Origin of the sequence: Streptomyces sp. NPDC006435, from assembly GCF_040612315.1 — a bacterium.
GTDB lineage: Bacteria > Actinomycetota > Actinomycetes > Streptomycetales > Streptomycetaceae > Streptomyces.
The window spans coordinates 69,752-87,101 of sequence record NZ_JBEXPY010000002.1 but is presented as its reverse complement, the minus strand read 5'-3'; the positions used below and the strand labels follow the sequence as shown (position 1 = coordinate 87,101).

General features: G+C 71.1%; 16 protein-coding genes. 10 read left to right on the top strand and 6 right to left on the bottom strand.

Annotated features, from left to right (window positions below):
* The first annotated feature begins 3 nt into the window (after positions 1 to 3).
* On the top strand, positions 4 to 633 hold the full coding sequence (locus ABZZ04_RS02540; RefSeq protein ID WP_356930339.1) for a hypothetical protein: 630 nt from the start codon (positions 4 to 6) through the stop codon (positions 631 to 633).
* Positions 634 to 664: 31 nt separating this feature from the next.
* On the opposite strand, the gene ABZZ04_RS02535 is transcribed toward ABZZ04_RS02540, so the two are convergent.
* Positions 665 to 1,396 (bottom strand): DUF3152 domain-containing protein, encoded by a 732-nt coding sequence (locus tag ABZZ04_RS02535; protein ID WP_356930338.1) that lies wholly within the window; start codon positions 1,394 to 1,396, stop codon positions 665 to 667.
* Positions 1,397 to 1,531: 135 nt separating this feature from the next.
* Between ABZZ04_RS02535 and ABZZ04_RS02530 the strand changes: the two genes are divergently transcribed.
* Both ABZZ04_RS02530 and ABZZ04_RS02525 read left to right on the top strand, forming a co-directional pair.
* Positions 1,532 to 2,224 carry a demethylmenaquinone methyltransferase gene (locus tag ABZZ04_RS02530; RefSeq protein ID WP_356930337.1) on the top strand — a complete coding sequence of 231 codons (693 nt, stop codon included), beginning with the start codon at positions 1,532 to 1,534 and terminating at the stop codon, positions 2,222 to 2,224.
* A gap of 160 nt (positions 2,225 to 2,384) precedes the next feature.
* A complete protein-coding gene (locus ABZZ04_RS02525) occupies positions 2,385 to 4,307 on the top strand; it encodes a zinc ribbon domain-containing protein (protein WP_356930336.1) in 1,923 nt (640 codons plus the stop codon).
* Positions 4,308 to 4,437: 130 nt separating this feature from the next.
* On the opposite strand, the gene ABZZ04_RS02520 is transcribed toward ABZZ04_RS02525, so the two are convergent.
* Entirely contained in the window at positions 4,438 to 4,965 is a 528-nt protein-coding gene (locus ABZZ04_RS02520; RefSeq protein ID WP_356930335.1) for a GNAT family N-acetyltransferase, read from the bottom strand.
* 96 nt (positions 4,966 to 5,061) lie between these two features.
* Between ABZZ04_RS02520 and ABZZ04_RS02515 the strand changes: the two genes are divergently transcribed.
* The 4 genes from ABZZ04_RS02515 (at position 5,062) to ABZZ04_RS02500 (ending at position 9,433) form a co-directional block, all read left to right on the top strand.
* Positions 5,062 to 6,348, top strand: a complete 1,287-nt coding sequence (locus ABZZ04_RS02515; RefSeq protein ID WP_356930334.1) for a geranylgeranyl reductase family protein — start codon at positions 5,062 to 5,064, stop codon at positions 6,346 to 6,348.
* A gap of 176 nt (positions 6,349 to 6,524) precedes the next feature.
* Positions 6,525 to 6,968, top strand: coding sequence for an amino acid ABC transporter permease (locus tag ABZZ04_RS02510; RefSeq protein ID WP_356930333.1), 444 nt, complete (start codon positions 6,525 to 6,527; stop codon positions 6,966 to 6,968).
* Positions 6,969 to 6,971: 3 nt separating this feature from the next.
* Positions 6,972 to 8,840, top strand: coding sequence for an alpha/beta hydrolase (locus ABZZ04_RS02505; protein ID WP_356930332.1), 1,869 nt, complete (start codon positions 6,972 to 6,974; stop codon positions 8,838 to 8,840).
* A gap of 116 nt (positions 8,841 to 8,956) precedes the next feature.
* A complete protein-coding gene (locus ABZZ04_RS02500; protein WP_356930331.1) occupies positions 8,957 to 9,433 on the top strand; it encodes a hypothetical protein in 477 nt (158 codons plus the stop codon).
* 30 nt (positions 9,434 to 9,463) lie between these two features.
* Here the strand turns inward: ABZZ04_RS02500 and ABZZ04_RS02495 are convergent, their stop codons facing one another.
* Positions 9,464 to 10,678, bottom strand: a complete 1,215-nt coding sequence (locus tag ABZZ04_RS02495) for an MraY family glycosyltransferase (RefSeq protein ID WP_356930330.1) — start codon at positions 10,676 to 10,678, stop codon at positions 9,464 to 9,466.
* A gap of 465 nt (positions 10,679 to 11,143) precedes the next feature.
* Here ABZZ04_RS02495 and ABZZ04_RS02490 point away from each other — a divergent pair, with 465 nt between their 5' ends.
* Together ABZZ04_RS02490 and ABZZ04_RS02485 are read left to right on the top strand one after the other, a co-directional pair.
* Positions 11,144 to 11,509, top strand: a complete 366-nt coding sequence (locus ABZZ04_RS02490; protein WP_356930329.1) for a hypothetical protein — start codon at positions 11,144 to 11,146, stop codon at positions 11,507 to 11,509.
* Positions 11,506 to 12,096 (top strand): TetR family transcriptional regulator, encoded by a 591-nt coding sequence (locus ABZZ04_RS02485; protein ID WP_356930328.1) that lies wholly within the window; start codon positions 11,506 to 11,508, stop codon positions 12,094 to 12,096. The genes ABZZ04_RS02490 and ABZZ04_RS02485 overlap by 4 nt, the downstream gene beginning before the upstream one ends.
* 69 nt (positions 12,097 to 12,165) lie before the next feature.
* Here the strand turns inward: ABZZ04_RS02485 and ABZZ04_RS02480 are convergent, their stop codons facing one another.
* From ABZZ04_RS02480 to ABZZ04_RS02470, 3 genes are all read right to left on the bottom strand, one after another.
* Positions 12,166 to 13,632 carry an acyltransferase gene (locus tag ABZZ04_RS02480; protein ID WP_356930327.1) on the bottom strand — a complete coding sequence of 489 codons (1,467 nt, stop codon included), beginning with the start codon at positions 13,630 to 13,632 and terminating at the stop codon, positions 12,166 to 12,168.
* 138 nt (positions 13,633 to 13,770) lie between these two features.
* Positions 13,771 to 14,997, bottom strand: a complete 1,227-nt coding sequence (locus ABZZ04_RS02475) for an MFS transporter (protein ID WP_356930326.1) — start codon at positions 14,995 to 14,997, stop codon at positions 13,771 to 13,773.
* A gap of 336 nt (positions 14,998 to 15,333) precedes the next feature.
* Positions 15,334 to 16,149 (bottom strand): C40 family peptidase, encoded by an 816-nt coding sequence (locus tag ABZZ04_RS02470; protein WP_356930325.1) that lies wholly within the window; start codon positions 16,147 to 16,149, stop codon positions 15,334 to 15,336.
* 825 nt (positions 16,150 to 16,974) lie between these two features.
* Between ABZZ04_RS02470 and ABZZ04_RS02465 the strand changes: the two genes are divergently transcribed.
* Positions 16,975 to 17,334, top strand: coding sequence for an NADH-quinone oxidoreductase subunit A (locus ABZZ04_RS02465; protein ID WP_003992243.1), 360 nt, complete (start codon positions 16,975 to 16,977; stop codon positions 17,332 to 17,334).
* The last annotated feature ends 16 nt before the right edge of the window (positions 17,335 to 17,350 follow it).

Sequence of the window (17,350 nt, the reverse complement as noted above, 5' to 3'; positions counted from 1 at the left end):
GCCTTGCTGACGATCCACGTCGCCGACGCGGTGCACGGGGGACCGGACGGGGCCGACGCCGTGGCCGTGGACGGTGCCGTGGTCGTCGCCGTCGGACCGCGCGCGGAACTGGCCGCCGCCCTGCCGTCGGCCCGGACCCGGCGGTGGTCCGGCCTGATCGCCCCGGGGCTGCTGAACACGGGCGCCCCACAACTGCTGGAGGCCGCCTACCACCCGGACCCGCGCGAGGCGGACGAGCTCGGCGACCGGCCGCTCACCGGCGACGCGCTCGCCGCGCTCGGCATGGACGACGCCCGCTGGGGCGCCAGCGCCCGGCGCGGACTGCAACGGATGCTGCGGCACGGCACGACCGCCGTCCGGGGCCCCTTCGCCCGGCCCGCCGTGCGCACGGCCGTCGCCCGCTCGGGCCTGCGGGTCCACGCCCCCGCCGGACCGGCGGCGGGACCGGCCTCCCTGGACCCGCTGGCCGCCGGTCCGGGACCGGCCGGGGCGTTCGCGACGACCCTCGACATCGGCGGCCCGGCGGACCTGGCGGTGTTCGACGTACCGGACCTGGCGGCGCTGCTCGCCGAGGGCGCCGGGTGCTGCACCGCGACGGTGCTCGACGGACGGCTGGTCTTCCGGCGGCGCTGAGAGCCCGGCGGGCGGTTTGTGAGGACGCTCCTCACGGCACCGCGGGGCCGCCCAGGTAGCGCCCCTCGGCGTCGTACGGCCAGGCGTTGGAGACGCAGCCCTTCAGCCCGTATATCTGCTGCATCATCGCGGGGGCGGGGCGGCCCCTGCCCGGACAGGTCTCGTGGCCCCGGCCCAGCCAGTGGCCCACCTCGTGGTTGATGATCAGGGCCCGGTACTCGGCGAGCGGGCCGCGGAACTCGGGCGACCCCTGCTGCCAGCGCTTGAGGTTGACCATGACGTCGGCGCCGACCCGGCAGTTGACCTCGCCGTGCGTGTCGAGGCCGCTCCGGCCGCAGACGGTGTCGGTGGTCGCGGGCGTGGCGATCCGGATCACCAGGCCGGCCGGTCCCTCGGAGACCCGGCGGAAGACGTGTTCGCCGCGGTGCGACCAGCCGCGCGGCGAGGCCAGGACGCGGGCGATCTCGGCGGCGGCCCGGTCCGGGTCGACGCCCGTCCCCTTCTCCACCTCGACCCGGTACGGCTTGCCGCCCCGCTTCCCGCCGTCCCCGGGCTCGGCGCGGGCGACGGCGAACGCGCCGGTGCCGGCCGACGACGTCCCGGACGCGGCGGGCACGTCCGGCTTCTCCCCGTCCCCGGCGAGCCGGGGCGGCCCCGCCACGACGACGGCACCGACCAGCGCCGCCGGTACGAGGACCGCGACCCACAGCCGGCCGCGGCCCCGCTCCGGCCGCCCCCGCCGACGCGTGTTCCGTACCGACATCCGTGCCTCCCCGGCCCCGGGCGGCCCGGTGCCCCCTTCTGTACTGACCGCCGACGGACCCGGTTGGTTCAGTCCACTCGCCGGTGACTCCCGGCCGACGCGTGGCGCCGCGGGCCGGGCTGCTTGAATGGACGGGTGACCCGAGCCTCCCTGGACAAGCAGCCGTACGAAGTCGCCACGATGTTCGACAAGGTGGCGGCGAACTACGACCTCACCAACGACGTGCTGTCCCTCGGCCAGGCCAGACTGTGGCGGAAGGAGGTCGCGAAGGCGGTGCACGCCCGGCCCGCGGAGAAGATCCTCGACCTGGCGGCGGGCACGGCGACGTCGTCGCTGCCCTTCGCCGCGACGGGCGCGTACGTCGTGCCGTGCGACTTCTCCCTCGGCATGCTGGAGGAGGGCAAGAAGCGCCACTCCTGGCTGCCCTTCACCGCGGGCGACGCCACCCGGCTGCCGTTCCGCGACGAGACCTTCGACGCGGTGACGATCTCCTTCGGGCTGCGCAACGTCCAGGACACGGACGCCGCGCTGCGCGAGCTGTACCGGGTGACGAGGCCCGGCGGACGGGTGGTGATCTGCGAGTTCTCCCAGCCGACCTGGGAGCCGTTCCGCACGGTCTACACCGAGTACCTGATGCGGGCGCTGCCGCCGGTCGCGCGTGCCGTCTCGTCCAACCCCGAGGCGTACGTCTACCTCGCCGAGTCCATCCGCGACTGGCCCGACCAGCCCGGCCTCGCGGCCGCGCTCCAGCGGGCCGGCTGGTCGAAGGTCGCCTGGCGCAACCTCACCGGCGGCGTGGTGGCGCTGCACCGGGGCGTGCGCCCCTGAACCGCGGTGGGCGCGGGTGAACGGCGGTGGGCGCGGGCCCGCCACGTAACGCTCCGATGACTTTCGCCGACGGGAACCGGGCGTCGGTGAAGATGTGTCCCTGACAGGTCACGTCTTCCCACGCCCTGTTCCCGTTTCCGTATCTGCCGTCGGAGCCCTCATGTCGTCGTACTGCCCCTTCTGCGGAACTCCGGCCCCGGACGAGGCCCGCTTCTGCATGAAGTGCGGGCGCGAGCGTCCGGACACACCCCCGGCGGAGGCCGCCGCGCCGACGACGGCGCCGGACGCGGCGCCCCCGCAGCCCCCGTCCCGACCTCCGGTGTCCCCGGCCCCGCCGCTCCAGCCACCGCCGCTCCAGCCACCGCCGCTCCAACCACCGCCCGCCGGCCCCGCACCCGCCGGCCCCGCGCCCGGGGCCCCCGCGTCCGGCGTTCCCGCGCCCGGGTACGCGCCGATGCCGGCGGCCCCGCCGATGGCCCCGCCGCCGGCGGCCCCTGCCGGGCCGTCGCCCGTCGGGGAGTTCTTCGGCCGTGTCCTCCGCGGCGGCTGGGCCGGTGCGGCGAAGGCGGCGGCCTGGCCCAGCGGACTGCTGATCGCCCTCGCGGTGGCGCTCGCCATTCCCACGTACGGGCAGGACGACACGGTCGTCGTCGGATGGACCGACCGGCTGCGGATCGCGCTGGCGATGCTGCTCCAGGCATTCGGCGGCAACTTCGAACTGCGGGCCGTGGGCCCGGCCGGCCGTTACGGGGAGGGCTACGGGGACGACTACGGAAACGACTACGGAGGCGGTTACGACTCCGACGGCTACGGCATGGACGGGGACATGACGCAGGGCGCCGTGCTCTCCGTCATCCCGCTGACCGTCACCGTGCTGTGGCTGGGGGCGCTGTTCCTGGCCGCCGGGGCGGCCCGCAAGCGGGGCGACGGCATGGAGTCCGCGGTCCGGATCAGCCTCGTCGCCTCGGCCGTCGTGCTGGTGCTCGGGCTGTTCTCCCAGCCCGAGATCGCAGGGGTCTCGGTCTCGTCCGCGCCGCTGCTCGCCACGCTCGGGGCGCTGGTGCTGTCGCTGCTCGTCACCGCAGGGGCGCTGTACCGCGACGAGTCGGGCCGGTGGCGGACGCAACGGCCCGCCGCGCACGCCGCGCTCCGGGTGGCCGGGACGGCGATACGGGCGCTCGGCGCGGTGCTCCTGCTCTGCTCCCTGATCGGGTTCGTCTCCTACGCCAACATCGACGACGTGGACGGCGAGGCGATGCTGATCGCGCTGCCGCTGCTGCCGAACATCGGGCTCGCGGTGCTCGGCGTGAGCTGGGGCGCCCCGGTCGAGTACGACGTGCGGGGCCAACTCGGCTACTTCGGCTCGGGGGTGGAGCACGGCGGCTTCGGGCTCTCCGAACTGGGCGACGAGGTCGGCGGCTGGGCGGTGATCTGCGCGGTGGCGACCGGTGTGGTGTGCGCGCTCGCGGTGGGCATCACGGCCGCGCGGCGCTCGGCGGACCGGCGCGAACAGGCCGCCGCGGGCGCCCTGTTCCTCGCGATGTTCCTGGTGCTGTGCGGGATCGCCGGGGTGTCCACGGAACTGTCGGGCGGCTTCTCGGAGATGGTCAGGCAGGGCACGGCGGAGTTCGCGCCGAGCGTGCCGGACGCGCTGCTGTTCGGACTGCTGTGGGTGGGCGGTGCGGTGTTCGTGGCGCCGTACCTGCTGCGCATGACGGGCCGGGGCACACCGCCAGCCCCGCCCACCCCGATGCCCCCGGGCGCGACTCCGGCGTACCCGGGCGCGGCCCCGGTCGTACCGGCGCAACCGGGCACGGCCCCGGGAACCCCGGCACACCCCGCACCGCCCCGGGCCCCGGCGGGCCAGGCTCCCGAGTACTCGGCCCAGGCCCAGGCCCCCGGCCCGTACGACGCGCAGACCGCGCAACTGTCCGCCGCGCCCGGGACGTCGACCGCGTCCCGGCCCGCCCCGGCGGCCGGTTCCCGCAGGCGCACCGTGCTCGTCTGGACCGGCACGCTCCTCGCGGCGCTGCTCGTCGGCGGCGGCGTCACCGCGGGCGTGCTGTTCCTCATGGACGGCTGAGGGCCGCCGCCGAGGCCACCGGCACGGCCGCCGCCGGGGCCACGGTCACGGCCGCCGCCGGGGCCACGGTCACGGCCGCCGCCGGGTCGGCACCGGCGGCGGCCCCTTCACGACACTGCCGACGACCCGGTCACGACGTCGGCCGGAAACAGTCCACCCGCCGTCCCGTCCCCGGGTCGGTGAAGCTCTCCGCCCGTTCCATGCCCAGCCGCCGGGCCACGGCGATCGACCGTTCGTTGCCCGCGTCGATCAGCGCGACCACCCGCTCCACCCCGGCCGCGCGCAGCCGCTCCAGCGTGATGCGCGCGGCGGTGGTGGCGTATCCGCGGCCCCAGGCCGTCCGGGCCAGCCGCCAGCCGATCTCGATCTCGCCCACCGGGCCGTACTCGGTCCGCGGCCAGGGCTGGGCGCCGGTGAAGCCGACCACCTCGCCGTCCTCGTCGAGCACCGTCCAGAGGCAGTAGCCGCGTTCCGCGTCGAGCTTGCGCTGACGGGCGGTCCACTCCTCGTACAGGGAGAGCTCCTCCGACACCCCGCCGAAGAACTCCATCACCTCGGGGTCGTCGAAGGCGCGGTGCCAGGAGAGCGCGTCCTCGTCGGTCGGGACGCGCAGCCGCAGGGAGGGAGCAGAGGGAACGCCGGAATGCTCGGTCGACATCTGGGAGCCCTTCGGAAGTTGATCAGCAGACCCCCATAGACTGCATGGGACAGGTGCCGCGCGGCACGCGATTTCGAGTCTTCGGGAGATCCGACCGTGACCGAGCAGCTCCTCTCCGAGCACAGCGCGGATGTGATCGTCGTCGGGGCAGGCCCGGCCGGATCCACGACCGCGTACTACCTCGCCAAGGCCGGACTGGACGTCCTGCTCCTGGAGAAGACGGCCTTCCCTCGTGAGAAGGTCTGCGGCGACGGTCTCACCCCGCGTGCCACCAAGCAGCTCGTCGCCATGGGCATCGACATCTCCGAAGAGGCCGGCTGGCTGCGCAACAAGGGCCTGCGGATCATCGGCGGCGGCGTCCGCCTCCAGCTGGACTGGCCGGACCTCGCCGCGTACCCGAACTACGGACTGGTCCGCAAGCGTGACGACTTCGACGAGCAGCTGGCCCGCCAGGCGCAGAAGGCCGGCGCGAGGCTGTACGAGCGCTGCAACGTCGGCGCCCCGGTCGTCGACGACCGCACCGGCCGCATCACCGGCGTCACCGCCAAGCTCGGCGAGGAGAAGACCCCGGTCACCTTCCACGCCCCGCTGGTCGTCGCCGCCGACGGCAACTCCACCCGGCTGTCGCTCGCCATGGGCCTGCACCGCCGCGAGGACCGCCCGATGGGCGTCGCCGTGCGCACGTACTTCACCTCGCCCCGCCACGACGACGACTACCTGGAGTCCTGGCTGGAGCTGTGGGACCGCCGCGGCCCCCAGGACCGGCTGCTGCCCGGCTACGGCTGGATCTTCGGCATGGGCGACGGCACGTCCAACGTCGGCCTCGGCATCCTCAACTCCTCCTCCGCCTTCAAGGAACTGGACTGGCGCGAGGTCCTCAAGGCGTGGTGCGCCTCGATGCCGGAGGACTGGGGCTACACCCCGGAGAACATGACGGGGCCGATCCGCGGCGCCGCCCTCCCGATGGCCTTCAACCGCCAGCCGCACTACACCAAGGGCCTGCTGCTCGTCGGCGACGCGGGCGGCATGGTCAACCCGTTCAACGGCGAAGGCATCGCGTACGCCATGGAGTCGGGCCAGATCGCCGCCGACGTCATCGTCCAGGCCCACGCCCGTACCACCCCAGCGCAGCGCGAACTGGCGCTGAACAACTACCCGAAGGTGCTCAAGGAGACCTACGGCGGCTACTACACGATGGGCCGCGCCTTCGTGAAGCTGATCGGCAACCCGAAGGTCATGAAGATCGCCACCCAGCGCGGCCTGACCCACCCGCTGCTGATGAAGTTCACGCTGAAGATGCTCGCCAACCTCACCGACCCGACGGGCGGCGACGCGATGGACCGCATCATCAACGGCCTCTCCAAGGTGGCCCCGAAGGCCTGACCGGCCGCGCACGTTCCCGGCCCCGGCGGGCAGGTACGGATGGGCTCATACCTCGTACGAGTGAGCGTGCGGACGCGACGCCGAGCCTCCGTGCCACCGTCCGTAACGTCTGTGACGACAGTCACGGCGAGCACGGCCGTTACGGGCGGAGTGCTCGGGCACGGGAGGACGCGCGCATGGCGTGGGACGAGTGGGAACGGCTCAAGGAGCAGGCCGCCGGGCAGCACACCACGCGATTACGGCTCGACGGCCTGCCGGGGGAGAGCGGTCCGGTCGCTCCGTCCGGTGGGGGCGGCGCCGGAACACTCAGGCACAAGGGCGGCCCGTGGACGCGGGCGGCCGGCACCGCGGGCGACCTCCAAACCGGTACGGCCACCGCGAGGACCGACCTGCGCAGGGCCCACGACGGCACCGCCGACGGGCTGACCGGGCTGGCCGGCCTCGGAGCGCTCAGGTCCGTACTCACCTCGTGGGACGAACGCCTCGGCAGGGTCCGCGACGAATGCGGTTCCCTGGAGCCGAAGTTGCGGCAGGCGGCCGTGATTCTGGGCGAAGCGGACGCCGAGGTGGGGAACAGCGCCAGGTCGGTCGCGGTGCCCGGCACCCGGCGGGGTGAGTAGACCGTGGGCGCGGCACCCGGACTGACCTGGCAGCGCCTTCGCGACCTCAAGCCGGCGGAACTGACCGAGGCGGCCGACGGCTGGCGCGCCGCCTCCGCGTTCGCCGACGCCGCCCGCGAACGCGTCGACGGCGACATGAGCGGCAGGCTCACCAGGACCCAGGACAGCGAGTCCGCCCGGTCGGCCGTGCGACGGCTGAGGCGACTGAGCGAGAACTACCGCTACATCCACACCGAGACCGGCCTGATCCGAGGCACCCTCGCCGGATTCGCCGACGAACTGGCCGCCCCGCAACGCAAGTTGCGCACCGCCCTCGCCGACGCCGCTTCCCTCGGGTACGCCGTCGACGACAACGGCGGCGTCGACTACCCGGCCGGCGGCAGGAACGAACTGACCGGCGACACGCTGCCCGGCGGCTCGGTGATGGGCGACAACGGCCTCATCGGCGCCGGAAACCCGGGCCTGTACTACGACGCCAACGGGATGTACGACCCGGCCAAGGGCCCGGGCACCCCCGCCCTGAAGAACCCCAACCCGCACCACACCAAGGCCCAGGACATCGCCGACCGCATCGCCCACGCCCTGCGTGAGGCGCACGAGATCGACGAGCGTTACAGCTCCGCACTCAACAGACTCAGGGCCGCCCCGGGCCTCGCGGTCGACAGCCGGACATGGGCGGACACGGCATCGGACGCCGATGCGGTGAGCGGGGCCGCGAGGGAGTATCTGGGGAAGAAGATTCCCTTCGACGAGTCGCCTGCGGACCGCAAGAAGTGGTGGGACCACCTCACCGAAGAGAAGCGCGAGGAGTACATCGCCGCGTTTCCCGGTGTGATCGGGAACCTGGACGGTATCCCCGCACTGGCACGGGACCAGGCGAACCGCGAGAACATTCAGTTGCTCATCGCCCAACTGGAGGGCCGGCAGGACACGAAGTCCCAGAACATGGCGGAGGGACTGAAAGAGATCCAGCGCAAGCTGCTGCACCAGGATCCGAAAGCTCCTCCCATGTACCTGCTGGGGATCGGTGCAGAAGGGAACGGCAGGGCCGTCGTCGCCTACGGGAACCCCGACACGGCGAGGAATGTCTCTGCTTACGTTCCCGGTCTGGGTACGTCACTCGATGCAGATTTTGCAGGGGGCGATCTCAAGCGGGCCAGTGACATCGCCATCGACGCGCAGTCGTTCGACACATCGAGTGCTTCGATCGCCTGGCTCGGCTACGACGCCCCGCAGATCGGCTTCGACAGCAACTTGCCGCAAAACATTCGAAACCTTGATGTCATGGGTACGGAGAAGGCGAGCGCCGGAGCCACGTCCTACAACGAGTTCATGGCAGGAATCTCCGCAACGAACGACCATGCCGACCCGCACATCACAGCAATTGGTCATTCGTACGGATCCTTCACTGTCGGCCAGGCTGCACAACGGGACGGTGGGATTCCCGGCGCCGACGACATCGTCCTGGTGGGCAGCCCCGGCACGGGTGCCAGTCATGCTCAGGAACTGAACGTGGACAAGAGCCATGTTTTTGTCGGTGCGGCCGACAACGACCTGGTGACCAAGCTTCCATCGAAGACGCAGGCCGCAGGGCTCGTGAGCGGGGTCATTCCTGCCGCGCTTGCGGACCCTTCCGGTAGCCAGGTGTGGTTCGGGACCGATCCGTCCCACCGCAACTTCGGTGCGACACGTTTTGCGGTGGATGACGGTCCAGTGCCATTCGTCGGCGGCGAGGGCGCGACTCCTGCCCACTCCGACTACTTCGACGTCGATGACGGAGCGGGCGTCAGGCGGCCGTCCGAGTCGGAGAGAAATATTTCGTTGATCGTGTCCGGTAATTCGAGCGAAATCAGCAGGGAGCAGCCGCGGTGACGAGGATTCGCAGGGCCGCTCTGGTAGCTGCTGCCGCCTGTCTGGCGGCTTCGGCGTGCAGTGCGGATGGGGACACTTCCGGGGACACGACAGGGGGGCACGAGAAGGCCATGGGGATGACCATGCAGGAAGCCGCGCAGCGCCAGGACGGCATGCTGGACGCGACGATGAGCGCGATCACGCCTGGCCTGCGCTGGACACATGGTGCGACCACGACGGGAAAGTGCGATGTGACCAGACGCCGGGTGGTGATGACGGTCGTCTCCGAGGAACGGCGCGGAAACCTGCTCGGCATGGTGCAGCGCTCGTGGGAGAAGCGTGGATACGCAATCAAGTCCGTCAACAGGAGCCGCGAATTTCCTGCGATCTTCGCGGCGACGGATGACGGCTTCGGGATCTCCGTGAGCGTGGGAGGGGAGGGGCAGTTCACCTTTTCCGCCGACTCCCCCTGCGTCGAGAAGTCGGAAGTGGCAGCGCCCTCCGCCTCTCCGAACGGGCCCGACTACGACTACCCCGTTCCGCGGCCCAACGTGAACGATTCCTTCTGGTCGTCGAACGAACCGATTCCCACGGGCTCGCCGAGCAGAGGCTGAGAGAGGGAGCCGTCCGGGCGGGCCGGACCCTCAGCCGTTTCGGTGGCCCGCGCTCGCGGGGATGCGTCGGTCGGGGGTTTCGGGGGTTTTCGTCGTCGGGGGTTCGGGCCGCTTCCGGCGGAGGGCGAGGCCGGATCCGTAGCGGGGCTGGAGCAGCAGGAGCAGGCCCACTCCGCAGACGGCCGCGACGCCGTACAGGATCCAGGACTTGGCGCCGCGTGCCGAGAAGGCCACGATCCCGAACGAGAACAGCGCCGACCAGAAGTACATGAGCAGCACGGCCCGGCGGTGCGAGTGGCCGAGCTGGAGCAGGCGGTGGTGGAGGTGGCCCTTGTCGGCGGCGAAGGGGGACATCCCGTTCCAGGTGCGCCGGACGACGGCGAGCACCAGGTCCGCGACCGGCAGCGCGATGACGGACAGCGGCAGCAGCAGCGGGATGTAGACCGGCACCATCGCGGCCGAGCCGGACGTGCCGTCGACCGACTGCTTGAGGAGGCTGGGGTCCACCTCGCCGGTGACGGAGACCGCGCATCCGGCGATGAGCAGCCCCAGCAGCATCGAGCCGGAGTCGCCCATGAAGATCCGGGCCGGGTGCGAGTTGTGGACCAGGAAGCCGAGGCACATGCCGGCCAGGATCGCGGAGAACAGCGTGGTGGACGCCGCGGCCTCGATTCCGTAGCCGTACCAGAGCCGGTAGCCGTACAGGAAGAACGCCGTCGCCGCGATGCCCACCGTCCCGGCGGCCAGTCCGTCCAGTCCGTCGACGAAGTTGACCGCGTTGATGGTGACCACGATCAGCGCCACGGTCAGCAGGGTGCCCTGGCCGTCGGAGAGGTAGATCCCGTCGGTGCCCGGCACGGGGAGCCAGAGGATGGTCAGGCCCTGGAACGCCATCACCCCGGCGGCGATCACCTGGCCGCCGAGCTTGATCAGCGAGTCGACGCCCCATTTGTCGTCGAGCACCCCCAGGAGCCAGATCAGGGCCGCCCCGGACAGCAGGGCCCGTGGCGTAGAGCTCTGGGCGAAGATCTCTTCGAGGTGGGGCAGGTGCGAGGCCACGAGGTATCCGGCGAGCAGCCCGCCGAACATGGCCACGCCACCCAGGCGCGGGGTGGGTTCGCGGTGGACGTCGCGGGCCCGGATCTCCGGCATCGCCCCGATCGAGATGGCGAACTTCCGGACGGGGCCGGTCAGGAGAAGGGTCACCGCGGCCGTGATGAGCAGCATGAGCAAGTAGTCCCGCACGGGCGGCCTCACATCCCGGCCCACGGGGCCGATACCTGAACAGTTTCTTCCGGTTCTCCGGGGCTGCTGCTCAGGGCGGGACGGGGCCGGTGGTGGTTCCGATCCGGCGGCACGGGTGACCCGGACCCTGTTCGAGGCCCCTCACTGCACCCCGGCGAGCCTAGCTCATACGGATTTCCGTGCGGTTGGGGGCAAGGGGGTGCGGGGCTCCGGTGGGTGGGTGCCGGGCGATACGTACGTCAGTGGGCGGACAGCCGGTCCGGTCGGGCCCGCCGTTACGGGGCGGAGGGCATCCGTGCCCGTTCGGCGGCCCCGCTCCGGCGGTCCGCCACCCCGCACCCGAGGGCGGCGTGATTCCTCCTCCGCTTGATTTGGACGACCGTCCAGGACTATCGTCCAAAAAGACGGACGACTCCACACGCACACGTAACGGAGAGCGTGATGAATCAATCCACATTGGCGACCGTGACCGCGGCACTCCTGGTCTGGGAGGCGCTGCTGCTGATTCCCATGGTCCCGGGGAAGCTGATCGACACGAGGGACTTCTCCCCGCTTCCCCGGTGGCAGTACAACAGCTTCAACGTGTACCTGACCTCCCTCGGGCTCGCCAGCTTCGTGGTGGCCGGGTTCGCCATGGCCGGGCAGCACTGGGCCTTCGTGGCGGCACTGGTGCTGAGCCTCGGCTACATCGCGGTCTTCGCGGCCGACCTCGGCGCGGTCTTCCCCGTCGTGCCCGACCCCCTGCCGGTGCAGCTGCTCGTTCTCGAAGCGATCGCGCTGGCCTCGGCCGGGGTGCTCGCCGTGATCGCGATCCAGGGGGTACGGCTGTGAGCAACGGGTCCACGAACCCCTCGCGCGGGACGGAAACGCGCGAGAAGATCATCGAAGCCGCCGCCTCCCTCATCCCCGAGCTGGGCTGGGGCGACGTGAGCAGCCGGCGGGTGGCGGAGCGCGCGGGCGTGAACACCGGGGTGATCCACTACCACGTGGGGAGCATCGGCGAACTCCGGCGCATCGCCGCGGTGCGGAGGATCCGGACGTTCTTCCTCGACCGGATCGACGGGGCCCTGTCGCTGGCGGATCCGGCCGAGGCCGTGGAGACCATGCTCCGGGCGCTGTCCGCCAACGATCCGCGCGATCCGGAACTGCTGCTGCTGTACGAGTCCCTCGTCGCCGCGAGCCGGGACGACGAGCTGCGCGCCGAGATCGCCGCCCTGCTGGCCGAGTTGCGGCAGCGGCTGTGCGACTGGTTCGGGGCCCGGGGTGTCGCGCACCCGCTCACCGTCGCGGTCACCCTCACGGCGGCGATCGACGGCTACCTGCTCCAGCGCTCGCTCGACCCGTCCGTCGAGCCCGGTCCCCTCATCGACGGCCTGGTCGGTCTGGTCCGGCAGCAGCTCGCGGCCGACGGGGCGTGAGACGCGGAAGTGCAGGGGCCCGGCGGCGGTTCCCCGTCGCCAGGCCCCCGCACCGGGGGTACGGGATGCTCAGCCGCTGCCGTGCCGGGCGAGAACCCGGGCGTCCTCGGTCCCGACGTCTTGGGTCCGGGCGTCCTCGGTCCCGACGTCCTCGGCCCGGGCGTCCTCGCTCGTAGCGCTCTCGCTCGTAGCGCTCTCGCCCCGGGTGCCCTCCTGGTGCACGTCCAGTTGAACGGGCACGATGCGAGAGCCCCGTACGACCGCGGTCTTCGGCGCGGTCCGCTCCCGTACGACGAGCAGCCCCGTCAGCACCAGTGCCACCCAGAGCACCGGAGCGAGCGGATTTCCGGGGGAGACGAATCCCTGGGCGGCGAGCCCGAGAAGGCCACCGGCGGAGAGGACCGCGGCGAGAACGATCTTCCCGAGGCCCATTTCCGAGGCCGTACCGGAGCCGCGGCGGAATTCGAACCGGCCGAACACCCTGGTGAAGCACACCAGGAAAACTCCCGAGACGCCGACCCACAACGGTGCCACCGCGAACCACATCGGACTGCCGGGGGCCGGTGTCGAGAATCCGAGTCCGACGACCGCGATTCCCGCGGTCATCACGAGCGCGGGCATGTGCCAGAGATACAGGGTCATGAACCGGGTTCCGCACCACCGCAGAACGGCGGTGGCCGACGGGCGTTCGGCGATCCGGGTGATGACGGGCCTGAACGCCAGCCAGAGTCCGAGCTGGCCGACCGTCAGCGACAGCATCAGCGCGGTCGGAGGGCTCATGTTGGAGACCGGGGCGCCGGGCATCCCGATCATCGACGCCGGGTAGGGCCCGAAGAACACGGCGGCCGCGGTGAGCCCGAAACCGGCCGCGGACAGCCCCGCCGATGCCCATCCGCTCCGTACGCGCAGGCCGCCGTCGGCGTAGTGGAAGCCGATCTGGTGGACTGCCAGCCAGACGAACAGGGCGTTCACGAAACCGATCGCGGGGCCGGCCTCGAAGCGCAGCACGTCGACGACCACGGCGCAGGCGGCGAGCACGCCGACCACGCGCCACCCGTACCGGCGGTACCACCCGTACATCACCGGGGTGAGCGCGACCACGAGGACGTAGACGGCGAGGAACCAGAGCAGTTGGCCGGCGATCCTGCCCGCCAGCAGCACCGGTTGTTCCGGCACTCCCGCGCCGATCAGCACGTGGGGCAGCAGCAGCCACACGGCTGCCAGGGGCACGACCGGCACCAGGAGGCGCGCGATTCTGCTCCGGAGCCAGGTACGCGTCGATTTCGTCGGACGGAAAGAGAAGAAATTGGCGGCGCCGCCGGCGAAGAAAACCATCGGCATGACCTGCGTCAGCCAGGTGACGATCCACCAGCCGGGGCTCGCGAGCGCATTTCCGGTGCTCAAGTGCCCGTTCTCGTAGGCGAGTACGGGCATGAGCCAGTGCTGGGAAATCACTGCCAGCACGCACAGTGCCCTGATGACATCTATGAATGGATCACGACCGCGACCGGGTGAATGAGCCTGCTTCCGCTGCATGGAAACATCGTGCTGTCGGCAGACGAATCGGGCAGTAAAGCGGTCCCCCGGATTCATCGGGGTGCCAGCACCGCGGGCCGTGGTGGGGTTCTCCCCACCACGTACGGGGCCCTGCTCCCGTGCCCGGGGCGGTGCGGTTCACCCCCGCCGCCCCCGGACACCGGGGTTCCCGGCGACCGCCGCGACCACCGCGAGGGCCGCGGTCGCGCCGCCGAGCGCCATGACCGCGGACACGGACACGCGGTCCAGCACGGCCCCGCCCGCCAGGGCGCCGAGGGCGAGGGTCGCCTGGAAGGACGCGGTGAACAGGACGGACGCGGCCTCGGGCGCCTCGGGCGCGGCCCTGGCGAACCAGGTCTGCGAGCAGACCGGCACCGCACCGTAGGCCACTCCCCAGACGACCAGCAACGCGACGGCTCCGGGCTCCCGTCCGCCCAGGACCGGGAGCAGGGCGGTCGAGGCGGCGATCAGGCCCGCGGCGAGGGAGACCGCGAGGCGCGGGCGGCGCGCCACCAGCGCGCCGCCGACGAAGTTGCCGACGATCCCGGCGGCTCCGTAGATCAGCAGGAACGCCGTGACCGCTTTCGGCCCGGTGTGCGTGACCTGTTCCAGGAAGGGGGTGACGTAGGTGTACGTCGCGAAGTGGGCCAGGACGACGAGGAAGGTGAGGAGGAGGGCGAACCGGGTGCCGGGCCGGGCCAGCACCGTGCCCAGCAGTCGCGCGCGGGTGACCTGTGTGGGCGGCAGGGGCGGGACCACCAGGAGCATCAGGGCCAGTACGCCCACGCTCAGCGCCCCCATGACCACGAACGCCGTCCGCCAGCCGGCCAGGTCGCCGATGAACGTACCGGCGGGGACGCCGAGCACGGAGCCCAGCGGGACGGCCGAGAAGATCACCGCCGTCGCCCGGCCGACCGACGCCGGGCGGACCAGCCGGCCCGCCAGTCCGGCGCCGATGGACCAGAAGCCGCCGATGGTGATCCCGACCATCACCCGGGAGACCAGGACGAGTCGGTAGTCGGTCGCGGCGGCGACGAGGAAGTCGGCCAGGGCCAGCAGGAGCATGAAGGCGCAGAGCATCACGCGCCGGTCGACCCGCGCCGTGGCCACCGTGACCAGGGGGGCGGAGACGGCCGCGAGGAGTCCGGGCATGGTCATCATCAGACCCGCCGTGCCGTCCGAGACGGCGAAGTCGGACCCGATCGAGGTGAGCAGGCCGATGGGCAGGATCTCGGTGGTGACGATCGAGAAGATGCCCAGCATGACGGAGACGACGGCGAGCCGACCGCGTAAAGGGGTGCGGGAAGGAGTGCCGGGAGACGGTGCGGTGCGCTCGGCGGGGGTGGTGGCCGTGGTTCCGGTCATGGCGGTGCCGTCCTGTGCTCGGTGACGCGAGGGCTGTTCGCCCCAGTTCACAAGCGGCGGTGGACGGTGTCCGGCGAGTACGCGACGTCGACGCCGCCGGCGGGGGTGATGTCGCGTACCCGCCGGAGCACCCACAGGAGACCGAAGAGCCGGGAACGGCTGAGGGGGTCGGGAACGGCGAAGGAGGTCGGGAACGGCTGAGGGGGTCGGGAACGGCGAAGGGGGTCGGGAACGGCTGAGGGCCGTCGCTCCCGAGCGGGGGAGCGACGGCCCTTCACCGTCTTCGTGCGTGCTGTTCCACGCGCGTTCCGACCGCGCCGCGAGGGCGCTTGTGAATCAGAGAACGCGGACCGCGCCCGACGGCGGGTCGTAGGACAGCGGGCGCTGCACCACACCGGTGCTGGAGTTCTGCGCACCGACGAACTCGCCGCCGCCCACATAGATCCCGACGTGGTACGCGCTGCCCGCGCCGCCCCAGTACAGGATGTCGCCGGGCTGGAGGTTGCTCAGGGAGACCTGGGTGCCGGAGACGGACTGGGACTGCGAGACGCGCGGCAGGTCGATGTTGACCGAACGGAACGCGGCCTGGACGAGGCTGGAGCAGTCCCACGAGCTGGGGCCGGTGCTGCCCAGCACGTACGCGTCACCGAGCTGCGCCTTCGCGAAGGCGATGACGGCCGCTGCGGAGCCGGTCGCGTTCGACGACGAGTAGGACGGGGTGGAGGAGGAGCCGGAGCTCGCGCTGAGCGTCGTGCGCTCGGCGGTGCGGGAGGCGCGCTCGGCGGCCTCCGCCTTGGCCTTGGCGGCGGCCTCGGCCTTCTTCTTCGCCTCCGCCTTGCGGACCGCCTCGGCCTTGGCCTTCTTGGCGTCCTTGGCCGCGCTGGCGGCCGCGGCGTCCTGCTGGGCCTGCGTCTGCAGGTCCTGGGCGACCTGCTGCGTGGCCTGGGCGGACGCGGCCACGGCGGTGGAGAGCCCGGAGGTGATGGTGGGCATCTCGATGGTCTGGGTCACCGGCTCGGCCTGGGCCGGACCGGCAGCGCCTGCGACCGCGATGGTGCTGAGGACGCCACCGGCAACTCCGGCCCGCAGCGCCGTCTTCGGGGCGTTTCGGCGGGGCTTCCGGTGGCTGGGTATGTGAGCGGTGTGGGACATGAGTACTAGCGCTATCAGGCCACGGGGCTCCCATCAAGAAACGTGTGTTGCGACACAGTTACGTACGGAATCTGTGAATCCGCTTTCCGGTGGCTCTTATTGACGCCGTAACGGTCAAAACGGGCATGGGTGATCACGGCTGTGAACACGGACTTTCGGCAATACGCCCGAATTGCCCGCCACCTACCATCCGTTCGTACCGATGGCCAAGCCCGCTTTTGTCGGGGCCCTGACGGTGTGATGCAGGTCACATGTCCGTCGCGGTGCGGCCCCCGCGCGTGCGACGGACCCTCAGGGCGGCGCCGGGTGGCGGGTGATGTCCTGTTCGCTCCGAAAATCGCACATGCTCGCATGTGTCCACTTCGCGCCTTTCCGGTCCCTCGCTCGGGTGGGGTCGGGTTCCTCGGATGGAGGGCGGTGGCTCCGGGGTGCCGGATCGGGGCCGCGGGGTCGGATCGGGGTCGTGGATCGTCGGACTCCTCTATCACTCCTGGCCGTCCATCTCCAATTTGCTTGGCAGGGCCATCTCTTGATAGTGCGACACCTGTTTGACCAGCGGTAACAGCACCGGATGTCACGTCTCGTGATCACTCGACCGCTTCACGTGTGAAGATCACCGCTCATCCGACTTCATGATCCTTCGTCAGGTGGTGGAGATCACAAAGACGTTGCTGTACCCCGTGTCGCAGATCACAGGATGACGGGCATAGGATGCGGGGCAGTCGGGCTTGTGAACTGCCTCACATGTGCACGATCTTGCTGGGGTGGTGAGCCGGTCGCCCGATGCGGTCCAACGGTCAAGGACGACTGGAAGGAGCGAGGAGCGTGAATGCCTACGCGCCCATCCTCGTGCTCGGCGCCCTCGGGGCAGGGTTTGCGATCTTCTCCGTGGTCATGGCCACGCTTATCGGCCCCAAGCGGTACAACCGGGCGAAGCTCGAAGCGTACGAGTGCGGCATCGAACCCACTCCCACGCCGGCCGGAGGCGGCCGCTTCCCCATCAAGTACTACCTGACGGCGATGCTCTTCATCGTCTTCGACATCGAGATCGTCTTCCTCTATCCCTGGGCGGTCACCTTCGACGCCCTGGGGATCTTCGGGCTCGTGGAGATGCTGCTCTTCGTGCTCACCGTCTTCGTCGCCTACGCGTACGTATGGCGTCGCGGCGGCCTGGAATGGGACTGAGGGGCTGAGGGGCACA

Bases quoted from the DNA above. Each gene is read 5' to 3' on its own strand.
- ABZZ04_RS02535 (WP_356930338.1), bottom strand. From the start codon at position 1,396: ATGTCGGTACGGAACACGCGTCGGCGGGGGCGGCCGGAGCGGGGCCGC.
- ABZZ04_RS02525 (WP_356930336.1), top strand. From the start codon at position 2,385: ATGTCGTCGTACTGCCCCTTCTGCGGAACTCCGGCCCCGGACGAGGCC.
- ABZZ04_RS02520 (WP_356930335.1), bottom strand. From the start codon at position 4,965: ATGTCGACCGAGCATTCCGGCGTTCCCTCTGCTCCCTCCCTGCGGCTG.
- ABZZ04_RS02510 (WP_356930333.1), top strand. From the start codon at position 6,525: ATGGCGTGGGACGAGTGGGAACGGCTCAAGGAGCAGGCCGCCGGGCAG.
- ABZZ04_RS02500 (WP_356930331.1), top strand. From the start codon at position 8,957: ATGACCATGCAGGAAGCCGCGCAGCGCCAGGACGGCATGCTGGACGCG.
- ABZZ04_RS02480 (WP_356930327.1), bottom strand. From the start codon at position 13,632: ATGCAGCGGAAGCAGGCTCATTCACCCGGTCGCGGTCGTGATCCATTC.
- ABZZ04_RS02475 (WP_356930326.1), bottom strand. From the start codon at position 14,997: ATGACCGGAACCACGGCCACCACCCCCGCCGAGCGCACCGCACCGTCT.
- ABZZ04_RS02470 (WP_356930325.1), bottom strand. From the start codon at position 16,149: ATGTCCCACACCGCTCACATACCCAGCCACCGGAAGCCCCGCCGAAAC.